The sequence below is a fragment of the Streptomyces sp. NPDC050211 genome (genome assembly GCF_040656035.1).
Lineage (GTDB): Bacteria > Actinomycetota > Actinomycetes > Streptomycetales > Streptomycetaceae > Streptomyces.
In genome coordinates this window covers 76,751-99,329 of sequence record NZ_JBFALC010000012.1, presented here as the reverse complement: position 1 = coordinate 99,329, position 22,579 = coordinate 76,751, and the positions used below count along the sequence as shown (strand labels likewise).

At 70.3% G+C, this 22,579-nt stretch carries 21 protein-coding genes and 3 pseudogenes; 7 read left to right on the top strand and 17 right to left on the bottom strand.

Annotated elements, in window-relative coordinates:
- Positions 1–733: 733 nt before the first annotated feature.
- From AB0I98_RS15545 to AB0I98_RS15525, 5 genes and pseudogenes are all read right to left on the bottom strand, one after another.
- Positions 734–1,177, bottom strand: coding sequence for a PIN domain-containing protein (locus AB0I98_RS15545; protein ID WP_362940993.1), 444 nt, complete (start codon positions 1,175–1,177; stop codon positions 734–736).
- The gene (locus tag AB0I98_RS15540) at positions 1,174–1,440 is read right to left on the bottom strand and encodes a CopG family transcriptional regulator (RefSeq protein ID WP_315886727.1); all 267 of its coding nucleotides are present in this window, start codon (positions 1,438–1,440) and stop codon (positions 1,174–1,176) included. Before AB0I98_RS15540 ends, AB0I98_RS15545 begins: the two co-directional genes overlap by 4 nt.
- Positions 1,441–2,806: 1,366 nt before the next feature.
- Positions 2,807–3,586, bottom strand: a complete 780-nt coding sequence (locus tag AB0I98_RS15535; protein WP_362940990.1) for a hypothetical protein — start codon at positions 3,584–3,586, stop codon at positions 2,807–2,809.
- A complete protein-coding gene (locus AB0I98_RS15530) occupies positions 3,583–5,217 on the bottom strand; it encodes a protein kinase (protein WP_362940988.1) in 1,635 nt (544 codons plus the stop codon). The genes AB0I98_RS15535 and AB0I98_RS15530 overlap by 4 nt, the downstream gene beginning before the upstream one ends.
- A 947-nt stretch (positions 5,218–6,164) precedes the next feature.
- Positions 6,165–6,290, bottom strand: a pseudogene (locus AB0I98_RS15525) (LysR family transcriptional regulator); the annotation flags it as partial.
- Here AB0I98_RS15525 and AB0I98_RS15520 point away from each other — a divergent pair.
- Positions 6,273–6,398: pseudogene (locus tag AB0I98_RS15520) on the top strand (CoA-transferase); the annotation flags it as partial. The pseudogenes AB0I98_RS15525 and AB0I98_RS15520 sit on opposite strands and share 18 nt — an antisense overlap.
- Here the strand turns inward: AB0I98_RS15520 and AB0I98_RS15515 are convergent.
- The 3 genes and pseudogenes from AB0I98_RS15515 to AB0I98_RS15505 all read right to left on the bottom strand — a co-directional run.
- Positions 6,395–6,490, bottom strand: a pseudogene (locus AB0I98_RS15515) (type II toxin-antitoxin system VapB family antitoxin); the annotation flags it as partial. The pseudogenes AB0I98_RS15520 and AB0I98_RS15515 overlap by 4 nt on opposite strands.
- Positions 6,491–6,685: 195 nt before the next feature.
- On the bottom strand, positions 6,686–7,333 hold the full coding sequence (locus AB0I98_RS15510) for a response regulator transcription factor (protein WP_362940985.1): 648 nt from the start codon (positions 7,331–7,333) through the stop codon (positions 6,686–6,688).
- The gene (locus AB0I98_RS15505; RefSeq protein ID WP_362940983.1) at positions 7,324–8,544 is read right to left on the bottom strand and encodes a sensor domain-containing protein; all 1,221 of its coding nucleotides are present in this window, start codon (positions 8,542–8,544) and stop codon (positions 7,324–7,326) included. The genes AB0I98_RS15510 and AB0I98_RS15505 overlap by 10 nt, the downstream gene beginning before the upstream one ends.
- Positions 8,545–8,653: 109 nt before the next feature.
- Between AB0I98_RS15505 and AB0I98_RS15500 the strand changes: the two genes are divergently transcribed.
- The 4 genes from AB0I98_RS15500 to AB0I98_RS15485 all read left to right on the top strand — a co-directional run bounded on the left by AB0I98_RS15500 (position 8,654) and on the right by AB0I98_RS15485 (position 10,701).
- Complete coding sequence (locus AB0I98_RS15500; protein WP_362940981.1) at positions 8,654–10,279, top strand: serine hydrolase domain-containing protein; 1,626 nt, start codon at positions 8,654–8,656, stop codon at positions 10,277–10,279.
- The gene (locus AB0I98_RS15495) at positions 10,257–10,379 is read left to right on the top strand and encodes an RICIN domain-containing protein (RefSeq protein WP_362940978.1); all 123 of its coding nucleotides are present in this window, start codon (positions 10,257–10,259) and stop codon (positions 10,377–10,379) included. Before AB0I98_RS15500 ends, AB0I98_RS15495 begins: the two co-directional genes overlap by 23 nt.
- 66 nt (positions 10,380–10,445) lie before the next feature.
- The gene (locus tag AB0I98_RS15490) at positions 10,446–10,562 is read left to right on the top strand and encodes a hypothetical protein (protein WP_362940976.1); all 117 of its coding nucleotides are present in this window, start codon (positions 10,446–10,448) and stop codon (positions 10,560–10,562) included.
- On the top strand, positions 10,540–10,701 hold the full coding sequence (locus AB0I98_RS15485) for an RICIN domain-containing protein (RefSeq protein ID WP_362941303.1): 162 nt from the start codon (positions 10,540–10,542) through the stop codon (positions 10,699–10,701). Before AB0I98_RS15490 ends, AB0I98_RS15485 begins: the two co-directional genes overlap by 23 nt.
- A 6-nt stretch (positions 10,702–10,707) precedes the next feature.
- Here AB0I98_RS15485 and AB0I98_RS15480 read toward each other — a convergent pair whose 3' ends face one another.
- Entirely contained in the window at positions 10,708–11,403 is a 696-nt protein-coding gene (locus tag AB0I98_RS15480) for a DJ-1/PfpI family protein (protein WP_362940973.1), read from the bottom strand.
- A 180-nt stretch (positions 11,404–11,583) separates the two neighbouring features.
- Between AB0I98_RS15480 and AB0I98_RS15475 the strand changes: the two genes are divergently transcribed.
- Positions 11,584–11,952, top strand: a complete 369-nt coding sequence (locus tag AB0I98_RS15475) for a helix-turn-helix domain-containing protein (protein WP_362940971.1) — start codon at positions 11,584–11,586, stop codon at positions 11,950–11,952.
- Positions 11,953–12,056: 104 nt separating this feature from the next.
- On the opposite strand, the gene AB0I98_RS15470 is transcribed toward AB0I98_RS15475, so the two are convergent.
- The 8 genes from AB0I98_RS15470 to AB0I98_RS15435 form a co-directional block, all read right to left on the bottom strand.
- Positions 12,057–12,452, bottom strand: a complete 396-nt coding sequence (locus AB0I98_RS15470; RefSeq protein ID WP_362940969.1) for a nuclear transport factor 2 family protein — start codon at positions 12,450–12,452, stop codon at positions 12,057–12,059.
- 231 nt (positions 12,453–12,683) lie between these two features.
- Positions 12,684–13,616 (bottom strand): isocyanide synthase family protein, encoded by a 933-nt coding sequence (locus tag AB0I98_RS15465; RefSeq protein WP_362940966.1) that lies wholly within the window; start codon positions 13,614–13,616, stop codon positions 12,684–12,686.
- 263 nt (positions 13,617–13,879) lie between these two features.
- On the bottom strand, positions 13,880–15,145 hold the full coding sequence (locus AB0I98_RS15460) for a cytochrome P450 (protein ID WP_362940964.1): 1,266 nt from the start codon (positions 15,143–15,145) through the stop codon (positions 13,880–13,882).
- 35 nt (positions 15,146–15,180) lie between these two features.
- Positions 15,181–17,016 (bottom strand): asparagine synthase (glutamine-hydrolyzing), encoded by a 1,836-nt coding sequence (gene asnB / locus AB0I98_RS15455; RefSeq protein ID WP_362940962.1) that lies wholly within the window; start codon positions 17,014–17,016, stop codon positions 15,181–15,183.
- A 16-nt stretch (positions 17,017–17,032) separates the two neighbouring features.
- Entirely contained in the window at positions 17,033–18,448 is a 1,416-nt protein-coding gene (locus tag AB0I98_RS15450; protein ID WP_362940959.1) for an MFS transporter, read from the bottom strand.
- Between the two features lie 131 nt (positions 18,449–18,579).
- On the bottom strand, positions 18,580–19,392 hold the full coding sequence (locus AB0I98_RS15445) for an ABC transporter ATP-binding protein (protein ID WP_362940956.1): 813 nt from the start codon (positions 19,390–19,392) through the stop codon (positions 18,580–18,582).
- 88 nt (positions 19,393–19,480) lie between these two features.
- Positions 19,481–20,509, bottom strand: a complete 1,029-nt coding sequence (locus tag AB0I98_RS15440) for an iron ABC transporter permease (protein WP_362941300.1) — start codon at positions 20,507–20,509, stop codon at positions 19,481–19,483.
- Between the two features lie 95 nt (positions 20,510–20,604).
- Positions 20,605–21,681, bottom strand: coding sequence for an ABC transporter substrate-binding protein (locus AB0I98_RS15435; RefSeq protein WP_362940953.1), 1,077 nt, complete (start codon positions 21,679–21,681; stop codon positions 20,605–20,607).
- Positions 21,682–21,934: 253 nt separating this feature from the next.
- Between AB0I98_RS15435 and AB0I98_RS15430 the strand changes: the two genes are divergently transcribed.
- Positions 21,935–22,426 (top strand): copper chaperone PCu(A)C, encoded by a 492-nt coding sequence (locus AB0I98_RS15430; RefSeq protein ID WP_362940950.1) that lies wholly within the window; start codon positions 21,935–21,937, stop codon positions 22,424–22,426.
- The last annotated feature ends 153 nt before the right edge of the window (positions 22,427–22,579 follow it).

Sequence of the window (22,579 nt, the reverse complement as noted above, 5' to 3'; positions counted from 1 at the left end):
GACCATGCAATCACGACAACCCGGGAAAAGGCGCGTAGAATACGCGGTTATTGAGCGCGCAGGGCAAGAACGAGAGACACCCCGTACCCACAGCGTGTCTTCGGCTGGGCGCAAGTGAGCCAGGCGGGCGAACGCTCCGCCGGAGGGCTGTGCACTGGTGAAGCGCTCCCCGAGTTGGACATGCGAACCGGCCGAGCCAAGCACAGAGCCCGTTCACTCAGGCGCTCCGCCCGCCGCACGTAGAAACCGTGCCCACAGCGTGCCCATAAGAGCGGACAACTACGGTCAACAGCGGTGCGACCGGGCCCGCGCGGCGACGCCGACACGATGAATCCCCGCAGGTCACCAGTCATGTGGTCGCCCAAGCGCCATCGCTTCCCAAGCTGAGAGCGCGAGTTCGATTCTCGTCACCCGCTCTTCTGAAGCCCCAGGTCAGTGGCCTGGGGCTTTTGCGCGACCGGGTCTCTCCCGCGTTTTCTGCCGTGTGTCGCACCCGAAGATTGGGCACGCGGAGGGCACAAGTGCCGGACAGGCGCCGCACGCTCAACGCTCCCGCCTTCGGAAACGTGCAGCTCACCTGGGGCTTCGTAGTGCGCATCGCAACCCTTCGGAACGGGAGGCCCTCAGCTTGCCGGTCCCCCGACAAGGTTGATGAAGTCTTCACGTACCCGCGGAGGCGACAGTTGCCGAAGTCCCTCCCAACAGTCAGGACTTCGGCATCACGATCCCCCTCTCAGAGCGGGAGGTCGTCGGGCAGGACCCGGAATGCCTTGTGGCGGCCCAACGGTCGAACGGCCCGGAAGTCTCGTCGGTCGAGGGTGAGGATTGCGTCGGTGTCGTAGTCGGCGGCAAGCGCCACATTCACTGCGTCGGCGAGATCGAGGTCCAGGGTGCCGTAGCGGACGCGGACCGACTGGGCGGCACCCAGGTGGTCCTCCGTGATCTCCGGCATGACGACGCGCCCCCGGCTCATCCAGCGCCGGAGGTCGTCGACCGCGCTGAGGGCGGCCTCCCGCCCGAGTTCGCGTGTGGCAACGTGATCGAGTTCGGCCAGCAAAAGCGGCGACATGATCAGGAGTCCGGCCGCCATGATCGCCTCATTCGCCCCCCGGTGCTCCGGGTGAGCCGAGTCGAGGGCGGCCAGGAGGCCGGAGGTATCCGCAATGACGATGATCACGCGGCGGTTCCGGAGTCTGAGCCGGCCTCACGTCGCACGGCGTCTGCGACCGCGTCGCGGACCTCGGCCCTGGATGGCGTACGGCCCGGCCCCTCGAAGGTGCGTGAGAACAGCGGCTCATCCCAGACACGGTTCGCCATCGCCGCGAGGTGGATCCCCTGGCGGATGATCTCGGCCTCGCTTATCCCGCGTCGTTTGGCGGCCTCCTTGATGATCGCCAGGTCTTCGGGGTCGGCGTAGACATTGGTGCGCTTCATGGACATGTACCAAGCTTAGTCCATGTACTGGATTGATGTATCCATCGCTGTCGTTGGTTCACAGTGACCGGGACTGCCGAGCTGCCCTCACCGATCCTGTCCCGGTGCCAGACTGTTCGTGGGGAGAGGGGTATGTCCGGGGGTTCGGCTTCCGTGTCGGTGTGCCTGGGATGAGTGTGCGTGTCTCCACGCGCGGGGTACGGAACTCGGTCGGGCCACGCGCGGCGAGGCTCAGCGTGGGCAGTGGCGGTGCCAGGATGTCGACTGGACTCGGCCCCTTCTACGCCTCCAGTTCCCTCGGCGGCGGCCGACGGCGGACCAGCACACGCCGCACCACACGGCCTCGGACGGTCGCCCCGTCGGACGCACAACTGGACCGGGTGCGCCGCCAGGCGGAGCGGGCTCAGCAGGAGGCGGAGGGCGATGCCGCCATCGCTCAGTTGCGAGAGCTGAAGCAGCAGACGACCAGCGTTCATCTGGAGTCCTTCCCCACGGCCCATACACCCGTGATATCGAACGTTCCTCAACTGGGGTTGCCCCGGGCGCTGGCCGAGGCTCAGACGTTCCACCTTCAGGGGGTGGACGGCTGGCCCGCGCAGAGAGGGCCGCGGCCAGGCGTAGGGCAGAACAGGACGCGCCCAGCTATCTGGCCGCGGAGACCTCGCAGCTGCACGAGGTCCGACAGAGATTGGCGGACGGGGCAGAGCACTGGTGGCAGTCCCTGCTCGCGAACGACGAGGACACCGTCTGCGAGGCGGTGAACCCAGCCTTCTCCGACAACCCTGCCGCCGGCTGTGCCGTCGGCGTGGACGGCTCGGTCACGTCCGTCGTCATGTGGCACCAGGACCTCGACTCGATGCCCACCCAGACTCCCGGACGGACGGTCGGCGGAAGCCCGACGCTGAAGAACCTCGCCAAGCGCGACCGCATCCTTTGGTGGTTGACGTCCATTGGCTCCAACATCGTCGCCACGCTCAAGGAAGGCTTCGCAACCGCCCCGGGCATCACGGCCATCGACCTCGCTGTGCGGACCCGCGTGCCCGACACCAGCGCCTCGGCTTCGTGGCCTACGGCCGCTGGACGCGCCAAGCCATCGAGTCCACGCCCTGGCGAGAGCCTGAGGACGCCCTGCGCTTCCTGGACATCGGCCAGGACGACACCTGCTCCGTCACCACGACTGCATCGGGCGACTTTGCCAGCATGCTCAAGCCACTGGACACCGCGCGTGTGCCCGGTCTCCAGGACCTGCTGGAGACGCCCATCGCTTCAGCGGTGGAGACGGTCAGAAGAACCGCGTCGAGCTCAACGCCCGCCCGACCCACTGGGGCCCCGTCCCACCCCGCTGAACGACGGCCCGACCGGCCGACGCCCGTCAGGGGCATTCGTACGTCAGGTGGGTGGTGACCGTGCGGTGGGTGGGGGAGAGGATCCGTAGTTCGGCCTGTGCCGTGTAGTGGCCCTTGCCCTGGAAGGTCCACAGCAGGTGCAGACGTGCCTGTCTCTGGCCCCGGACCACCACTTCTCGCAGGACGCCCGAGGCGGTGTCGTCACTGCGGGTCCAGCGATAGGAGAGCGTGCCCGGCCGGCCGTTCGTGGCGACGAGGGCGACTATGTCCGCTGTGTCGTCGCATCCCAGAACCGTCGGCCGGGCCGTGACCGCCGCCGTACGCACCGCGACGGAAGGCCCGAGGCGCTGCCAGGCTAGGAAGGCGATGACGGCGATCAGCACGAGCGCGGGCAGAGCGTGTCTTCGCAGACGTCGGCGCGGGGGCACGCGAGGCGGCGGCACCGCGGGCAGCGTCCTGTGGGTACGGTGCGCGACGGCGGCTGTCACCCCCGGGCCGAAACGCAGCACGGTGCCTTCGGAACGGTCGGGCGGCGTCGGCAGGATCTCCGTGGAGGGCTGCCCGACGAGGGTGGTGTCCGGCTCGGGCCTCTGGATCCAGTGGCTGGCCAGCACCGTGGCGCTGTACTCGGCCTCGGCGGAGCCGGGTTCGTCGCTCGGGGCGCGTTCGTCGGTGGGGCCGAGGTGGAGGGTGGAGGTGTGGTCGTCGGCCGGGTCGAGAATCCGGGGTTCGTCGGCGGGGCCGAGCACCTGGGTGGGTTCCCAGTCCTCGGCAGACGCGGGAGTGCGGTCGTTGTGAGCGCTCATCGGATGACACACCGCCTGGTCTGAAGCTGCTGCGAGGCGCCGCCGTCGGCGGAGGCCGGAGTGGTCGTGGCCTGCACCGCCCAGTAGCAGCCGGCGCCCTGGAAGGTGTGGTCGACGGTGAGCGTGTACTGGGTGGCACCGCTGCGCTCGAACGTCTGGGACGCACCGTCCGGGGTGCCGAGCTGTCCCCCGGTGTCGCTCGTGAACCACGAGACGGTGATGGAGAGCGGCCCGGTGCCGTCCGTGGTGATTTCGATCGTTGCCGTGCCGGTTGTCGGACCCGTCTGCTGGAAGCCCGACACCGCGACGTCCTTGACGGCGGGAGCAGTCGGCGAGGTGGGGGAAGCGGTCGTCGGCGTCGCCTCGGTGGTCGCCCCGCCGGGCGTACTCGTCTCCGGGGCCGGAGCCGTGGTGGCGGACGCGGAGGGCTCGTCGGTGCCGGCAGTCGCCGGGTCCGAGGGCGACAGGCTGGGTGACACGGTGGACGTCGGGGCCGACGGGGACGAGTTCGCCGACGCGGTCGGACCGGTGGGCCCTCCCGGCTCCACGCCGGGCTGGGCACTGGTGGTGGCCAGGGCCTGCGCCGCCTGTTGCGGATCCGCTCCCAGGGTGTGCTGGATGCCGTAGGACAGGACGACGGCCAGAAGCACGGCCGCACCGGCCACCAGCGTCCCCGGCCGGCCGGGACGCCACGACTGCGCCCAGCCGCGGCCCGGGCTCAGGACCGTACGTGCCGTGTCCGTCGTGGTACGCGGAGCGCTGCGGGCCGAGGGCAGCAGCAGCGGCAGCAGGGCCACCAGCGCGGCGAGCCGGCCGCGCCCGCGTTCCTCCCAGTCGGGCCCGTAGGCGGCGCCGGCCACCGCCTCGAGTTCAGTGACGAACTCCTCGGCGTGTGTGGGCCGTTCCCGCGGGTCCTTGGCCAGACCGCGCCGGACCAGCTCCCGCACCGCCTCGGGGGCCTCCTCTGCGGGGACGGGCGCGTCGACATGCTGCAGCGCGAGTTCGGCGAGATTGTCACCCGCGTACGGCTTGTGGCCCGTCAGGCACTCGAAGAAGGTGGCCGTGGCCGCGTACACGTCGGCGGCGGGAGAGGCGGGCGCGCCGGTCCACTGCTCCGGGGCCATGTAGGAGGGGGTTCCCGCCACGCCGACGCTGGTGCCGGCGTCCACCGCGATCCCGAAGTCGACGAGCTTGGACGATCCGTCCGGCACGACCAGGACGTTCGCCGGCTTGTAGTCGCGGTGGACGACGCCGACGCGGTGTGCATCGGCCAGGCCGAGCAACGACCCCTTGAGGACCACGAGTGCGGCCTCGGGATCGAGCGGGCCCTCCCTGGTCAGCAGGGTCCGCAGCGAGACACCGTCCACCAGCTCCATCACGATTGCGGCGCCGTCCGGACTCTCGACGTACTCGTACAACCCGGTGACGTACGGGCTCTCCAGGCCGCCGAGCAGCCGCGCCTCCGCCCTGAACTCGCGTACGAAGCCCGGCCGGGTGCGCAGTGATTCGCTGAGGTACTTCACCGCGACCGGAACGCCGGTCTCCTCGTGCACGGCCAGGACGACTCGCCCGCTTGCCCCCGATCCGAGCTCCAGTGACTCGGTGTATCCGGGCACTGCCCATGTGTTCATTCCAGCCCCCCAAGGCCGCGCGTGCTGCCGGAAACTCACCCGCCCCGGAGCTTCGGCCACGCGCCCAAAGACACATTTCCAGCCACTGCGGTTGCGGTGCGGCATCCGGTATCCCCGATCCGGATACCGGCAGCCGGGATATCGGAGGGAGCACCACTGGATAGTGCCTCAGAACCTGTACAGATCGGCCCGGAACGCGGGTACCAGTCCGACGCACGGTCCGCGTCCCACGCGGGTGCGCGACCGACTCAGCCCGTTTCTCCCCCTTTCGCCGCCGCTGCGGTGTGGACCAGAGGTGGCTGAAAAAGATCGGATGAATCAAGCGGGAGGATCTACCGGTGACCGGAATTCCGACCCCTCCGGAAGGGGACGGCACCAGGGTTGTCGACCTCGTGGTGGCGGCCACAGCCGGGTTGCAGGAACGGACTGCTGCACCGCGACCGGGACTTCGGGCGCATCGCCGCGACCGGCAGGCCTGGCGCTCCAGTGGTGGCTGCCCGGAGGCCGACGAGTGAGCCCGAGCCCGAACGCCGACTGCTCTGAGGCCGCTGCACCATTCGGTCTGTAAGCAGGAGACAGGCTTTTCCGAGAGCCCTGTGCACATACGAAGGCGCTCCCCAGCCAACGTCCGAACGAGCCCGGCCAAGCGCGGTGGCGTTCGTCCACGCGCTCTGCCCGCCGGTCCTCGCAGCTCGTGCCCACAGCGTGCCCGTAAGAGCGGACAACCGCGGTCAACAGCGGTACGACCAGACCCGCGCAACCGCTTCGGCACGCCGCATCGACGCAGGTCAGCAGCCCTGAGCCGCCCAAGCGCCATCGCTTCCCAAGCTGAGAGCGCGAGTTCGATTCTCGTCACCCGCTCCACGATGAAACCCCAGGTCAGTGGCCTGGGGTTTGTTTGTTGTCTAGTCCAATTTGAGGGTTGCGTGCACGGCACAGCCCAACCTTCATTTCGGCGGACGGGAGCTCGCGGGCCGACCGGTCGCCATCATCTCGGCGACCCGGGCCGTCGTCTCCCGTAGCCACATGTGCGCCGCGTCGTGCATGTGGACCGGATGCCACCACAAGGCCTGCTCGCCGTCGGCGGACTCGGGCTGTCCGGCGTACCCGCCACCCTCATCGACGCCCTGCACGCGCAGGGCACCACCAGCCTGAAAGTCGTCTCCAACAACTGCGGAGCGAGATTGACCGCCTCCTTCTTGGTCCTGACCCTGGACAGCGCCATGGCGCGTTCCAGGGCGTCGTCGTCGATGTCGATCTGAGTCACAGACATACCCGTTTGTGCAGTGGCAACGGACACTCCAGATCAGCCTGCGAGTACTGCGGTTCGGGCGGCGCAAGTGTCGCGCGCGCGTGTGGCCCGGCTGCTGGTGGCGCCCACCCCCACAGCGTGCCCGCAAGAGCGGACGGCCAGGTCTTTCGTTGGCCCGTCTCCACATGGTCGAGGTACGCGGCAGGCCATCGCCGGTCATGCGCGGAGGTAGGTGAGGACAGCGAGGACGCGGCGGTGTGCCTGGCCGTCGAGGTGGAGCTCGAGTTTCTGAAGGATGTTGCTGACGTGCTTGTTGACCGCCGCTTCGGTGACGTACAGCTCGCGGGCGATGGCGGCGTTGGTGCGTCCCTCGGCCATCAGGGCGAGGACCTCGCGCTCTCGGGGGGTAAGGCGTTGCAGGGGATCGCGGCGACGGTTGAGGAGTTGGCGGACCACCTCGGGATCGACGACCGTCGCGCCCGCGGCGACCTGGGCGACCGCGTCGACGAACTCGCTGACGGCGCTGACGCGGTCCTTGAGGAGGTAGCCGACCCCGGTGTCGCTGCCGAGATCGAGCAGATGGGCGGCGTAGGACTGCTCGATGTACTGGCTGAGTACCAGGACTGGCAAGGTGGGGCGCTCGTGGCGCAGGGCGACGGCGGCGCGCAGGCCGTCGTCGGTGTTGTCCGGTGGCATGCGGACGTCGGTGACGACGATGTCTGGAGCGTGTTCCCGGACCGCCGCGATCAGGGCGTCCGCATCGCCGACGGCGGCGAGCACCTGGTGGCCGAAGCGGGTGAGCACTCCGACGAGGCCGTCCCGCATCAGCGGGGAGTCCTCGGCGAGTACGACGGTCAGTGGCATGGCAGCTCCACGTGCATCAGGGTAGGCCCGCCCTGAGGGCTGGAGATGCGGAGTCTGCCGTCCGCCACGGCGACGCGGTCGGCCAGGCCGATGAGGCCGGTACCCGCCTCCGGTGCGGCGCCTCCGATGCCGTCGTCGCTGATCGAGAGAGCCAGAAGGTCGGTGTGCAAGCGGGCGTACACCTCGACTCGGGTTGCCTGGCTGTGCTTGACGGCGTTGGTCAAAGCCTCGGCGATCACGAAGTACGCCGCGGTCTCCACGGCGAGTGGCAGACGACGTGGCAGGCGGATGTCGACCGTGACGGGCAAAGCGGACCGCCCCGCCAGGTTCTCGACCGCGGCGGCCAGACCGTGGTCGGTGAGAGCCTTCGGGTGGACGCCGCGGCTGAGCTCACGCAGTTCGTCGACAGCGAGCCCGACCTGTTCCTGTGCCTTGGCGAGTTGCCCGGCCAGCGGTGAGTCCGGCTCGGTGTCGAGGGCGGCCAGCCCGAGCATCACATTGAGGGAGACCAGCCGCTGCTGCGCCCCGTCGTGAAGGTCCCGCTCGATCCGGCGCCGCTCCGCGTCGAAGGCATCGACCAGCCGCACCCTGGAGGCCCGTACGTCGGTGAGCTCACGGCCCAGTTCGCTGTCGCGCGGCGCCAGCATGAGACGTGTGACGGCCGCCCTGGCGCCGGCCCAGGCAGTGATGGTGTACGGCGCGGCGGCGAGCAGGCAGAGACCGACGATCACCAACGGCCAGGCCCCGGGGTCATCGAGGGGCGACATGATCACCAGCACGGGGACGACGAGGGCGAAGCCGAGGACGAGGAAGTCCATCCACCACAGCGCGGTCGCCGACACCGCAGTGAAGCCCAGCTCACGCCAGGTCGCAGGCTCTCGCAGCCGGGTTCGCACCCATCCGGCGAATCCCGGGCGTTCGGGGGCCCGGTGCGGGTCCGGCACCGGGTCGAGGTCCACCAGGCGCAGGCGCCACCGCTCGAAGCGGGTGACGGCGACACCGGACAGTGCCACACCGAGCAGGATCGGCACCCCCACCAACACCACCAGCGAGACGACTCCCGCGACGAGCGCGACCACAAGGACCGCGCCGGCGACGGCGCCGTAGACGACACCGGACAGCAGATAGGCGAAGGACCGCCAGGGCCAGCTGGAGCCGAGCACCTTCAGCGGGTTCTGACCGAGCGCCTGCCAGGCGGTCCGATGTCGCATCCCTCGAACCTACCGAGCCGGGGATCTTGGGACAGTAGTGCGTGCACTACCTCTGAACTCGTGTGTGTGCCAGTGCGCCGGCGGGGGAGGGACCGGTGCACTGGGTTCCATGAAGCTGATCACCGTCCCTCCCGGCACGCGTCGCAGACTCGGAACCGTGCTGGCCGCGCTCGGTATAGCGGTCGCGGCCACCGCCGTACCGGCCTCCTCGGCCCCGCGGTCCACCGCCGCCCTGGATCCGGCCTCGATCGACCGATTCGTACGCGACTACCTGGAGCAGACCCGTCTGCCGGGCGCGGTGGTCGCCGTGACCAAGGGCGACCGGGTCGTCCACACCGCGGGGTACGGGCACAGCGCGTCCGGGCAGGACATGACGGAGCGGACGCGCCTGCCCGTGGCGTCACTGTCGAAGTCCATGACCGCACTCGCCGTCATGCAACTGGTCGAGGCGGGCAAAGTCGACCTGGACCAGCCCGTGCACCGCTACCTGCCCGAGTTCACCCTGGCCGACCGGCGCTCTCAGGAGATCACCGTCCGGCAGGTCCTGACCCAGACCTCCGGTATGGCCGACTCCGCCTACCCGGATCTGACCCGCGCCCAACCCCACACCCTCAAAGAGGCCGTCGCCGCGATGCGCGAGGCGCCCCTCGCCACCGCGCCGGGCACCCGGCACCGCTACCACAACCCCAACTACTTCGTCGCGGCACGCCTGGTCGAGGTGGTCAGCGGACAGCCCTTCGCCGACTACCTCTCCGCCAAGCTCTTCGATCCGCTGCGCATGACGCATACCGCATCCGTCGACACGACCACCGAGATGCCCGACCGGGCCCGCGGCTACGTCCGCGCCTACGGCACGGTGTTCTCCCGTCCGCACCCCCGCTGGTTCACCGCGGGCGGCCACGGTGTCGTCACCACGGCCGACGACCTCTCCCAGTGGCTCATCGCCCAGAACAACCAGGGCGTGTCCGCCGACGGCCGCCGTATCGCCACCGCACGCACCATCGAGCTCACGCACACCCCACCGAAGGCTCCGAAGGACACGGACTACGCGATGGGTTGGTGGCGGAACCAGCAAGGCAGCGGGCCCGAGCAGATCCAGCACAGCGGCCAACTCCTGACCCACAACTCCATGGCCACACTGCTGCCCGGCAGCAGGATCGGCATCGCGGTCGTCACCAATACCGGCCTGATCGCCGGAGACGACGCCGCCCAGATATCGCAGAGCCTGGTCGACCTAGCGCAGGGCAAGAACCCCGAGGTGGCGAAGCCCTTCTCGATGACGGCCGACTGGGTCCTGGCGGTACTGACCCTGCTGGCGGCGGGCCTCGGCATCCGCGGTGTCCTGCGGGCGCCCCGATGGGCTCGGCACACCGCACGGCGACCATGGTGGCGAACGGCCATGCGGTTGCTGCCCCAGACTCTCCCGATCCTCCTCCTCACCCAACTCGCCTCGCTGCTCGGCCTGTTGATGAACCGCTCCGGAACCCTGGCGCAGACCACCTACGCCTGGCCGGCCCTTGTCGTATGCGCAGCGGCCGGGAGCCTCGCCTCCACCGCGGTCATCACCGCCCGGGCCCTCGCTCTGGTCCGTCACCGCCAATGCCGGGCCCGTCGAGTGGCCCGCCCGGAACGTGGGCATCGTACGGATCCAGGTCAACGCGGCCACCGGCGGCTACGCCAACATCGGCGGCCGGACGGCCAAGCCCGCGCTGGTGTCCACCACGCTGCCCGGTGAAGGCACGGTCTACCGGCTGGTCGCCCGGCACAGCGGCGAGGTCGCCGACGCGGCGGGCGCGGGCACCGCCAACGGCACCAACGTCCTGCAGTGGCCGTGACTCAACCGGGCGAACCAGAAGTGGACCTTCACCAGCACCGGCGACGGCTACTACAAGATCAAGGGCGTGGGCAGCGGCACGCTCCTGGAGGTCGCGGATCTCTCCCGCGCGGACGGCGGCAACGTCGGCATCTGGACAGACGCCGGCGCCCCCAGCAGCACTGGGCCGTCACGCCCACCGTGACGGAAACTACTTCCTCATCAACCGCTACAGCGGGCTCTCTCTCGGCGTCGACGAGGGCAGCACCACCGACGGAGCCAACATCGAGCAGCAGCCGTACGCGTCACAGACGCTTCAGCAGTGGCAGATCATCCCGTCCTGACCTGCGCTACGAGTTACGCCAGACCGTGCCGCGGCGCTCGTACTCCAATACGGTCTCGACCTGGTTGGCGAACTTCGCGCCGAGGAACCGCTCGACCAGCCAGACCGCGCCGTCCAGGCCGGAGGTGATGCCACCGGTCGTGACGAGGTCGCCGTCATCGACCACGCGCGCGTTGACCACCTTCGCGCCCTGTGCGGCGAGTGCGGCCCTGGTGTCCGAGTGGGTGGTGGCCGGCCTGCCGCGCGTGAATCCGGCCGCCGACAAGGCCATCACGCCCGTGCAGACCCCGACCATGATCGCTTCGACGCCGGCGAGGCGCCGGATGAACGCCTTGTCCGCGAGCAGCCGGTGCATGCCCGATCCTGGCTGGTCGTGCCGCATGCCGCCGGGCACGATCAGCACATCGGCGTCCTGCGGTGACCAGCCGCGCGGTACCTCGATCCGCAGACCCCTCGACGCGGTGACCATGGTCGGCTTGTTGGTCGACACCAATGTCGTCCGGATGGCGCCGCCCATCATGGCGGCGAGGGACAGCACGTCGAAAGGCGCGATGGAATCCAGTTCCTCCACACCCTCGTAGAGCAGAATCTGGACACGCAACGGTGACGCCGCCGAGGGCGACGCCGCCGAGGCGAGGGGCGCGCCCGCCGCCGTCAGCCCGGTCGACAACGCGGACGCCTGCAGGAAAGTACGACGTTCCATGGATTACCTCCCAGTGAGAACTCTCTGCTGACTGGTCGGCTCGGCCCCACCGGTAGTTCCCGGCGCTGTCGTGGAGGATTTACCGGCTCGGCCGAGCTCAGTCGAGTGCTGCCTGCTGGGGCCCTACACTCACCACCGGTAACCAGTCGCCTCCACGTAACCGATGAGGGGATGTCACGCATGCCACAACTGCCGGCCTTCGACGTCATGACGGCGACCTGCCCGTCCCGCACCTCACTCGCTCGCGTCGCAAACAAGTGGACGGCCATGGTGGTCATCGCCCTCAGTGCCGACCGCATGCGCTTCCGCGACCTGCGCGCCACCGTCGACGGCATCAGCGCCAAGGTCCTCACCGAGACCCTCCGGGACCTGGAACGGGACGGAATCGTCACCCGGCACGTGTACGCCGAGGTGCCACCCAGGGTCGAATACGAGCTGACCGCACTGGGTCGCACCCTGCACGCCCCGATTCACGCATTGGGCAGTTGGGCCGAGGACCACATCACCGAAGTACTCGCGGCACGTGAGAGCTACGACGCCCGCCAGTGACCGTGAGGGATCTCGCCGCCGGTCGCCCGGTGACCCACGCAACAAGCCGTCCGGCACGGTAGCGCAGTGCCGGACGGCTTCCGTCTGGGAAGGATGCGGGCGGTCTACTGTCCCCAGAAGGCGTCCTCGGCAACCTGGTCGCCGGAGAACAGCCACATCTCGACGATCTTGCCGTCCTTGAGGCGCAGGACATCCACGCCGTCCATGCTCATGGAGGCGTCCTCGCGCCGGCCGGCGAAGTGGATGGAGGCGGCCACCATGTCGCCGTTGCCCATGAGGTTATGGACCGTGTCGATGGCGAAGGAGCCCTGGCTGGCCTCCATCATCCCGCCGAGCATCGCGAAGACGGCGTCGCGCCCCTTGTGCTCACCGGAGAACCGGTTGGCGCCCGGCTGGTGCCACACGATCTCCTCGGCCAGGAGCTCGCCCACCTTGGCCAGGTCGCCCTTCTGCACGGCCTGGAAGTACTCACTCGCGATGTCGACGTGCTTGCTGGTCATGACAACACTCCTTACGCCCCTGACGTAGAGGCGATACGACTTACCGTTACGGGTTCACCCTGCGCTGCACCTCCATACTCACCATCAGTAACCAGTCACCTCAACGTAACCAATGAGGTGGCGTGACACACGTCACACACCGGAGCGGCGGCACTGCCGCGACTCAGGAAGCGGCCCCGGCGGCCGGTACAGAGACCGCCGGGGCCTTGTCGGTTGACGGCGGCGCGTGTGTCAGCCCCTCTCGAAGTGGCTCGGTCTGCCGTTCCGGTGGACCAGACGGCCGAGCCGCTCCGCCCTCGCCCGCGGCATGAGCGTCCAGCTGCCGTCGGAATCGCGTAGGGCTGCTGAGTGCCAAGGGGTGGTCCAGGCGTCGGGCGCGTCGAGGAGGCGGATGCCGAACTTGGCGGCGCCGATGGGCTGGGGGTGGATGGACAGGCGTATGGCGCGGGGGTGGTGCTCGGCGATGAGGTCGCCCCAGGCGCGGCTGCGCTGGATGACGCCGTAGGCGCGTCTACGGCATTCGCGCTGAAGGGCGGAGCGGCTGCCGGTGAAGTCGGTGGTGTCGTCGACGAGAAAGCGGGTGATGCCCCGGTACAGGGCGAGGGTGTGGGCGTCGGCGCGGACCTCGGCGCGCAGGGCCTCCAGGGTGGGGGCGTACTGGTCGTGGACGCGGGCGCGTTGTGTGTCGTGGGGGAGGTCGCCGAGGACGTCGCGCAGGTCGAAGACGGACAGGTGGTGCAGATCCAACGCCCGTATGACCGCGCGGAGTTCGTCCGAGTAGGCGTCTATGTGGTCGTCCGGGACACCTATGAGGTCGCCGAAGACGTGGCCGTCGGAGCAGATGACGACCCGGGCGCCCGGTGCGTAGATCTGCTCGATGTCCATGCACAGGCTCTGGAGAAAGGTGAGGGAGAGTCGCTCACCCTGGTCGGGGAGGTGGCCGAGCACCTTGGCGGGGTTCGGGGACTTGCAGGGGAAGCCGGGCAGGGTGAACACGACGGGTTCTCCTTCGCCTACGAAGCCGTCGATACGGCGCCGCTGGTGCCGGAACGCCTCCGCGGTGGCGGGCGCGTGGTCGGTGGTGCGGTGATACGGCAGGAGCAGGCGCAGGATCGCGGCGCTGATGCTGGTGGAGTGGGCGTCCGGCGCGGTCGTCTGCGGCATGTGGGTCCTCCGTGAGGGCATGCGGGCATGGCCGTATGGCGCCGTGGCGGGGCGCCGGGCGCCGACGGTGGTCAGGTGGGTGGTCAGCCTGGGCGGCCGGGACCGGTACGGGTTGTGGGACCGGGCCCTGTCGGCCGGATGCCAGGTGTCAGGCGTCAGCGGCGTCGGTCGTAGCCGACGGTCAGGTGGGTGGTCAGCCTGGGCGGCCGGGGCCGGGCCGGTACGGGTTGTGGGACCGGGCCCTGTCAGCCGGATGTCAGGCGTCAGCGGCGTCGGTCGTAGCCGACGGGCAGGTGGTTGGTGCCGCGGCCGAGGACGGCCGGGATCCACTCGATGTCCTCGTCTGCGATCGCCAGGTGCAGGCCGGGCAGGCGCGTGAGCAGGGTGCCGAGGGCGATCTGGAGTTCGGCGCGGGCGAGGGCGGCGCCCGGGCAGAAGTGGATGCCGTGGCCGAAGGCCAGGTGCGGGTTCGGCGATCGCTCGAAGTCCAGGGTGTCGGGGTCGGGGAAGCGGCGGGGGTCGCGGTTGGCCGCGCACAGGGAGACGATCACGGAGTCTCCGGCCGGGACTTCGGTGCCGTACAGGTCGCTGTCCTGGTCGAAGAAGCGCCAGGTGGTCAGCTCGAAGGCGCTGTCATGGCGGAGCAACTCCTCGACCGCGCGCGGCAGCAGGTCCGGGTTGTCGCGGAGCCGGGCCAGTTGGTCGGGGTGGCGGAAGAGCGCGATCAGGGCGGTGGTGATCTGGTTGGTGACCGGCTCCTGGCCTGCGACGAGGAGCTGGAAGATCATCGAGTCCAGCTCCGCCTGGGAGAGCTCACGGCGGTCACGGGCCTCGACGAGGCGGCTGAGCAGGTCGTCGTCCCCGTGCTCGCGCTTGTGGGCGACGATGTCGGCGATGTAGCTCTGCAGGCCGTGCAGCCGGGCCTCGTACGCAGGGCGTCCGGGGTCGGTGGGGCCGACCGGCTGGACCACCTTGCCCCAGTCGCGGTCGAAACGGGACGCCAGTTCGGCGGGGAGGCCGATGACCGCGGCGAGGACCTGGAAGGGGAAGTGGGCGGCGAAGCCGGTGACGAGGTCGGCGGGGCCGGTCTCGGGGAGGGCGTCGACGAGCGTGTCGGCCAGTTCCTGGAAGTGGGGGCGGAGTTGCTCGGTGCGGCGCGGGGTGAAGGCGTCGGTGACGAAGCGCCGCATGTGGGTGTGCTGGGGCGGGTCCTGGTGGAGGAGGTGGACCTGGAGCTGCGAGTGCTGCGGCTCGGGCATGATCGAGGCGCGGGCGCGCCAGCGGTCGTTGCCGCGGTCGTGGTTCTTGCCGAGGCGGTCGTCGTTGAGGGCCGCGTGGGCGGCTTCGTAGCCGGTGACGAGCCACGCCTGTACGCCGCTGGGGAACAGCACGCGGTGGACCGGGCCGGCCTGACGCATTCGCTCGTACAGCGGGTAGGGGTCGGCCTTGTACGGGCAACCCGTCAGCGGGACCGGGTCGGGCAGGAGCGTCTGCGGCTCCGCGGTCGGCAGGGGTTCCTGGACGGTCATGGGATGGCTCCTCTACAGGGCTACAGGTCGCAGGTCTACAGGGCTAGTTCGGGCTGGTAGTGGTCCAGCCACAGGGCGAGGTCGACGACGCGTTCCAGACGCAGGCGGTGGCCCCACTCCAGCCGGTCGGGCGGGGTGTCGAGGCAGGGCTTGAGGCGGGACTCGTCCGCGAGGGAACGGACCCGGTCGTCGGCCAGCGCGTCACGGGCCATGTTCTGCAGGCCGCGGTTGTAGTCGGGGTGGTGGGTGGCCGGGTAGTGGTTCTTGGGCCGGTGCAGCACCGAGTCCGGGGCGAGCCCGGCTCCCGTGGCGCGCAGCAGGCTCTTCTCGCGGCCGTCGAAGCTCTGCAGCGCCCAGGGCGCGTTGAAGGCGTATTCGACGAGGCGGTGGTCGCAATACGGCACGCGGACCTCCAGGCCCTGGGCCATGCTCAACCGGTCCTTGCGGTGCAGGAGTTGGCGCAGCCAGCGGGTCAGGGACAGGTGCTGCATCTCGCGCCGCCGGTGCTCGGTGGAGGTTTCGCCGTCGAGGTGGGGTACGGCGGCCAGGGCGCTGCGGTAGGTGTCGTCGCGGAACTCGGCGATGCGCAGGCCGAGTTCGGGGTTGAGCGGCATGGCGGCCTCGTCGCCGGTGACCAGCAGCCAGGGAAAGGTGGCCGCGGCCAGCGCCTTGGGGTTGTGGAACCAGGGGTAGCCGCCGAACACCTCGTCGGCCGCCTCGCCGGACAGGGCGACGACGGAGTGCCGGCGTATCTCCCCGAACAGGAGGTAGAGGGAGGTGTCCATGTCGCCGACGCCGATCGGCGAGTCCCGCGCCGCGACCACCGCCTTGCGGTGCTCGGGGTCGAGCAGGGCAAGCGGGTCGAGGACGACCGTGCTGTGGTCCGTGCCGATGAAGGCACCGGCCTCGGCGGCGTACGGGGTGTCGTGGCTGGTGCGCAGCACATCGCCGGCGAACTGCTCGGCCTGGTCGCTGTAGTCCACGGCGTACGAGCGGATGCGGGCGTCCGGGCCCTGGCGCAGGCGGAGTTCGTCGGCGAGCAGGGCGGTCAGGACGGTGGAGTCGATGCCGCCGGACAGCAGGCTGCACAGCGGGACGTCGGCCTCCAGCTGGCTGCGGGCGGCCGTACCGACCAGGCTGCGGACGCGCTCCACGGTCGCGTCCTGGTCATCGGCGTGGGCACCGGCCTCCAGCTGCCAGTAGCGGCGCTCGCGGATGCCGGACCGGTCGAGGACGAGCAGGCCGCCGGGCTCGACCTCCCGCACCCCGGACCACACGGTCGGTCCGGTGTTGAACAGCAGGCTGTACGCCTCCCGCAGTCCGTCCGCGTCCACCCTGGGCCGTATCTCCGGGTGGGCGAACAGGGCCTTGGGTTCGGAGGCGAAGGCCAGGCCGCCGTCGACGGCCGCCCAGAACAGCGGTTTGACGCCGAGCCGGTCGCGGACCAGCAGCAGCCGCCGGGCTCGGTCGTCCCAGACGGCGAAGGCGAACATGCCCTCCAGGTGGTCGGCGACGTCCTCACCCCACTCGGCGTAGGCGCGCAGCACCACCTCGGTGTCGCTGCGCGTATGGAAGGCATGTCCGCGGGCGCGCAGTTCGGCCCGTAGTTCGTGGTGGTTGTAGACCTCGCCGCTGTAGCTGAGTACGAGGGCCGGCCGGTCGGGACGGTCGGGCCGGTCGGTCATCGGCTGGACGCCGCCCTCGATGTCGATGACAGCCAGGCGGCGGTGGCCGATCGCGGCGTACTCGCCCAGCCAGACGCCTTCGGCGTCGGGGCCGCGCGGGGCGAGGGTGGCGGTCATGGCTTCGATGACCGGGGCCTGGGTGCGGACGTCGCTGTGGAAGGACGCCCAGCCGGTGATTCCGCACATTCCGATGGCTCCTGGGTCAGTGAGGGGCGGCAGTCGCCGCGTCGGTGGTCTTCTCGGGGATGGAGGTGGGGGTCGGCCGTCGGCCGGGCAGGGCCAGCAGGGGTACGGCGAGACAGGCGGCCACCGCGGCGAGCATCAGGGAGGCCCGTACGCCGCCGTCCGCCCCGGCCAGTGCCCAGGTGGCGGTGGCCAGTGCCGGGCCGAGTGTGAAGCCGAGGCTGCGGGCGAGTTGTACGGCCGAGCCGACGGTGGCGGCCCGGTCCGGTGGGGCGGCGCCCATGACCAGGGTCTGGGTCGGGCCGCCGGTGAGGCCCATGCCGATCCCGGCCAGTGCGAGGCGCCAGGCCACGTCGGGCGGCGACCAGGTGTCGCCGAGGGGGATCAGCAGGAGCAGTCCGACGGAGGTGAGCATGGCGCCTGCCACCGCAACGGGCTGAGGGCCGTACCGATCGGCCAGTCGTCCGCCGAGTGGTCCGGCCAGCGCCATGCCGAGCGGGAAGGCGAGCACGGTCAGCCCGGTCGTGGTGGCGCTGACGCCGTCGCCCTGCTGAAGGTGCAGGGCGACGACGTAGTGCATGGCGGCGAACCCGGCCGCCAGCGCCAGCACGGCGCCGTGCGCCCGCAGCAGCCGCGCCTCCCGCAGCACGCCGGCCACCGGCCGGCCGCCCGGTCCGCGCAGCCACCACCACAGCGGCGGTACGGCGGCGAGCGCGAGCAACAGCCACGCGAAGGCATCGGAGGCCAAGGTCAGAGACAGCAGCAGAACCGTCACGCCGGTGGCGACCAGCGCCATGTCGGCCAAGGACCGCCGGTCGGGCGGGCGCAGGCGGCCGTCACGGGGCATCGCCTTCCAGGCCACGGCCAGCGCCAGCAGACAGAACGGGATCTTCACCAGGAAGACCGAGCGCCAGCCCAGGTGGTCCAGCAGCAACCCGCCCACCGCCGGACCGGTCACCGCGCCCAACGGGCCGAGCGTCGCGGGCACGCTCATCGCCCGGCTGCGCACCTGAGGCCGTACGGCGCGCATCGCCAGCACCGGCATCAGCACGAACAGCACCGCACCACACGCGCCCTGCCCCATCCGGGCGCCGACCAGCCAGGCCGCCCACGGGGAGGCGGCAGCCAGGGCACTGCACAGCGTGAAGCCGCCGGTCGCGGCCAGCAGCGCGGGACGCAGACCCACCCCGTCCAGCCACCGGCCGACGGGCAACAGCAGGGCGACGACCGGGAGTTGATAGCCCAGCACGGCCCACTGGGCCGTCGCGGCCGTCGTGTGCAGGCCCTCGGAGATGTCCGCGAGCGCCACGTTGACGATGTTCATGTCGAGCATCGCCACGAACGACAGCAGGCCCGCCACGGCCACCAGGAGCCAGCGGTCCTCGACCGCGGGTATGCGACCGGGCCGCCCCGAACCGGAAGCGTGGTCCGTCACTCTCCGCCCCTTCCCTCGCGGGTGGGCTGCCGGACAGCAGCCTCGTCCCAGGGGTCGGGGGAGCGTTCGGGGGAGTTCCCGGGGCTGGCCGAATTTGTGCGGAGAGAAAGGAAGTTCAGGGGTGCGGCGCCTCAGGCGTGCCGCGCCACGGCCCCGGCGGCGGCCGAGGGCCCCGCCGGGGCCCGGTGGTCGAAGGCGATCAGGGGATCGCCGGTCAGCGGATGTTCCACCACGGCCGCGTGTACGCCGAACACCTCGGCCAGCAGGGCGGGGACGAGCACCTCGCGGGGCGGGCCGGACGCGACCACGCTTCCCTCGTGCAGGACGTGCAGCCGGTCGCACACGGACGCGGCGGCGTTGAGGTCGTGCAGCGACACCAGCGTCGTACGGCGCTGGGCGCGCAGCAGGGCGAGCAGTTCCACCTGGTGGCGGATGTCCAGGTGGTTGGTGGGCTCGTCCAGGACCAGGACATCCGTCTGCTGGGCGAAGGCACGGGCCAGCAGGACGCGTTGGCGTTCGCCGCCGGACAGCTCCGTGAAGCGGCGCCCGGTGTGGTCCGCCATACCGGTGTCGGCGAGCGCCTTCGCGATGACGTCCCGGTCGGTGGCGTCGTCCCCGGCGAAGGCCCGCTTGTACGGGGTGCGTCCCATGGCGACGACCTCACGCACGGTCAGCTCGAAGTCGCCGCCCCGCTCCTGTGGGAGCGCGGCCACCCGCCGGGCCGCCTGGACAGGGCTCAGCTCTCGCAGGTCGGTGCCGTCGAGCAGGACGCGTCCGGCGGCGGGTTTCAGGTGGCGGTAGACGGTCCGCAAGAGCGAGGACTTGCCGCTGCCGTTCGGTCCGACCAGGCCGGTGATCTCGCCTTCGGCGGCGATGAGGTGGGCGCCGGCCACGACCGTACGGCCGTCGTAGGCGATGTGCAGGTCCTCGACGTCGATCCTCAACTGCCACTCCCCCAGATCCTCAACTTCCTTCCCCCCAGGTCCTCGACTGCCACTCCTCCGGTTCCTCGATCGCCACTCCTCCGTAGCCTCAACTGCCGCTTCCCAGGCGCCGGTCCAGCAGGTACAGCAGCGCCGGCGCGCCGATCAGCGAGGTGACGACCCCGACCGGCAGCTCCTGCGTGTCCATGGCGGTACGGCACACGATGTCGACCACCACCAGCAGCAGCGCCCCGAACAGCGCCGAGACCGGCAGCAGTCGCCGGTGGTCGCCGCCGACGACCAGGCGGCAGGCGTGCGGCACCATCAGCGCGACGAAGGCGATGGCGCCGGACACCGCGACCAGGACGCCGGTGAGCAGGCTGGTCGCGGTGAACAGCTCACGGCGCAGCCGGGTGGCGTCGACGCCGAGCCCGGCCGCCGTCTCGTCGCCCATGAGCAGGGCGTTGAGTGCCCGGGCGCGCGCCTGGAGCCACACCAGGGTGACGGGTACGGCGACGGCGGGTACGGCGAGCAGCTGCCAACTCGCCCCGCTCAGACTGCCCATGAGCCAGAACAGCACGCTGTGCGTCTGCTGCTCGTCCCCGGCCTGGAGTACGAGATAACTGGTGAAGCCGGACAGGAACTGGCCGATCGCCACCCCGGCCAGCACCAGCCGCAGTGGGGCGAATCCCCCGCGGCGCCGGGCCACCGTCCACACCAGCGCGAACGTCGCCAGCGCCCCGGCGAACGCCGCGCCCGACAGGCCAAGGCCCAGCGCGCCGCCCGTCCCGACGCCGAGCACGATCGCGGCGACCGCCCCGAGGGAGGCGCCGTTGGAGATGCCCAGGAAGTAGGGGTCGGCCAGCGGGTTGCGCACGAGAGCCTGCATCGCCGTACCGACGAGACCGAGCCCGGCACCGACGAGCGCGGCGAGCAGGGCTCGGGGGACGCGCAGTTGCCACACGATGAGGTCGTCCGTGCCCGGCCGGGGCGCCTCTCCGGAGAGCCGCCGCCCCACCACGCCCCACACCTCACCCGGCGCGATGGACGTCGAGCCCCAGGAGACCGCCGCCGTGAGAGCGGCAAACAGCGCCACGGCGAGGAGCGCGGCCAAGGGGCCAGCAGGCACCGAACGCACCTGCCTGCGGGCGTCCGCGCGTTCTCGATCCGTGCCCTTTCGGCCTGTGCTCTTTCGGTCCGTACCCTTCCGGCTCAGCAGGGCGTCGATCACGGTCAGTCGACCTTGCCGGGGTACAGCGCCTTGGCGATCTCCTCGACTGTGTCGGCGTTCTGGACCCCGGCGATGGTGGTCTGCTCGGAGCCGATCCGCAGGAAGTGCCCCTCCTTGACCGCCTTCAGCCCCTTGGTGGCGGAGTTCGTCTCCAGCCACTTCTGGGCCTCGTCGAACGCCTTCTTGTTCGCGGCCCCGCTGCCCCGGTTGCGTACGCCCAACTGGATCCAGTCCGGGTTCTCGGCGATCACTTCCTCCCAGCCGACCGGTTTGAAGTCGCCGTCGCAGTCGGCGAAGACGTTGCGGGCCCCGGCCTGGGTGATCACCGCGTTGGCGATCTGCCGGTTGCAGACGGCCATGGGCTGCTTGGTGCCGGCGTCGTAGTCGAAGAAGAAGTACGTCGGCCGCTCGGCCTCGGCCGTGCCGCCGACGACCTTCCGCACGGCGTCCGCCTTCTCTTTCATGCTCGTGACGAGTTCTTTCGCCTTCGCCGAAGTGCCGGTCACGGCACCGAGGGAGGTGATGTCTTCCTCGACGGCCGTCAGGTCGGTGACGGGGCTCTTGCTCTGCGCCGCGCAGGCGGTGGACTTCAGGTAGATGTGCTTGATCCCGGCGGCCTTGAACTCCTCCTCGGTCGGCGCGTCGCCCATTCCGCCGCCCATGTTCATGTTGGCGAAGGTGTCGATGTACAGGTCGGCGCCGGAGCCGAGAAGCTTCTCCTTGGGGATCACGGTCTGGCCGAGCACCTTGACCTTCTGCGCCGGAGCGTCCAACTCGCCGGGCAGCGTGCCCTTGCCGGGCGGGAAGCCGGTGCCGATCACCTTGTCCCCGGCTCCCAGCCGGAGCAGCAACTCCAGGCTGGAGGCATTGCTGGTGACGATCTTCCGCGGAGCCTCGGAGAACGTGGTCCTGGCTCCCATGCAGTCGGTGACGGTCACCGGGTAGCCGTCGGAGGCGGCCTTCCCGGCAGCGGGGCTCGCCTCGCCGCCGTCCCCGCCGCCGTCCCCACTGCCGCAGCCCGCCGCCAGCAGGCCGCCGAGCACCACGGCCGTCGTACCCCACCACACGCGAGAACGCATCGAAACTCTCCAGGATCCACTCGGGCACGGGCGGACCTCTGCCACCCGTTCCAGAAGTCGGGGCGAACTCCGCGTGGGTTCCCGCCACCTGGGGTGCCGGTTCATCCGCTGCCGGAACCCCGGGAGGGAGCGCCGCGACTACTGGGGTGTGAAGCGGAGGAGCCTGAAGACCCTGATGCGCCCGATGAGGCCGGCACGTGGGGCCCGTTCGACGCCTTTGATGCCTTCGACGCCTTTGACGCCTTTGACGCCTTTGACGCCGAGAAGTCTGTTCACGAGCGCGCTGCGGTCCGCCGCGGTTCCCCTCGGCGCGTGCTGCGCGGCTCTGATCCTGCTGACCGCTTACGCCATGACCGGCCTGGCCGGCGATCCTCCGCCCCGGATCACGGTCGTGGACGCCCGGATCATCGCTCCCCCCAGGGGCGCGAGCTCCACCACCGCCTACTTCGAGATCCGCAACACCGGCGTCTCGCGGGACACGCTCCTGTACGCGGACTCGCCGGAGCTGGGAGTCAGCGCCATCCGCCGAACCGGAGGCGACCGGGAGCGGGCGGGGCTCACGGAACAAGTGTGGTCCGTCGACGTTCCGGCGGGCGGCACCGTGCGCATGGCCCCGGACGGTCTGGGCGTCCTGATCATGGATCCGCCCGCGCTGAAGCCGGGCCGGGAAGTGCTCTACAACCTGTGGTTCCGGTACAGCGGGAGGGTCGGTGTCCGGGTACCCGTGACCACCGGTGCGAGATGACCTGCGCGGCGCCCGCATGCCGGGATTGGCTGAACGCCCCTGTCAGGAGAAGCGTTCCCGGTAGTCGAGGGGCGAGATCCGCACCAGGTGGGGCTGCTGCCCGCTCGTACGGTCCGGACTGTTCATTGCGACCTCGCTCATACGCGCCTCATC

Coding starts and splice junctions, on each gene's coding strand:
- AB0I98_RS15505 (WP_362940983.1), bottom strand. CDS start 8,544: ATGCGACATCGGACCGCCTGGCAGGCGCTCGGTCAGAACCCGCTGAAG.
- AB0I98_RS15470 (WP_362940969.1), bottom strand. CDS start 12,452: ATGACCAGCAAGCACGTCGACATCGCGAGTGAGTACTTCCAGGCCGTG.
- AB0I98_RS15475 (WP_362940971.1), top strand. CDS start 11,584: ATGCCACAACTGCCGGCCTTCGACGTCATGACGGCGACCTGCCCGTCC.
- AB0I98_RS15435 (WP_362940953.1), bottom strand. CDS start 21,681: ATGCGTTCTCGCGTGTGGTGGGGTACGACGGCCGTGGTGCTCGGCGGC.
- AB0I98_RS15540 (WP_315886727.1), bottom strand. CDS start 1,440: ATGTCCATGAAGCGCACCAATGTCTACGCCGACCCCGAAGACCTGGCG.
- AB0I98_RS15460 (WP_362940964.1), bottom strand. CDS start 15,145: ATGACCGTCCAGGAACCCCTGCCGACCGCGGAGCCGCAGACGCTCCTG.
- asnB (WP_362940962.1), bottom strand. CDS start 17,016: ATGTGCGGAATCACCGGCTGGGCGTCCTTCCACAGCGACGTCCGCACC.
- AB0I98_RS15500 (WP_362940981.1), top strand. CDS start 8,654: ATGAAGCTGATCACCGTCCCTCCCGGCACGCGTCGCAGACTCGGAACC.
- AB0I98_RS15530 (WP_362940988.1), bottom strand. CDS start 5,217: ATGAACACATGGGCAGTGCCCGGATACACCGAGTCACTGGAGCTCGGA.
- AB0I98_RS15465 (WP_362940966.1), bottom strand. CDS start 13,616: ATGCCGCAGACGACCGCGCCGGACGCCCACTCCACCAGCATCAGCGCC.
- AB0I98_RS15535 (WP_362940990.1), bottom strand. CDS start 3,586: ATGAGCGCTCACAACGACCGCACTCCCGCGTCTGCCGAGGACTGGGAA.
- AB0I98_RS15510 (WP_362940985.1), bottom strand. CDS start 7,333: ATGCCACTGACCGTCGTACTCGCCGAGGACTCCCCGCTGATGCGGGAC.
- AB0I98_RS15480 (WP_362940973.1), bottom strand. CDS start 11,403: ATGGAACGTCGTACTTTCCTGCAGGCGTCCGCGTTGTCGACCGGGCTG.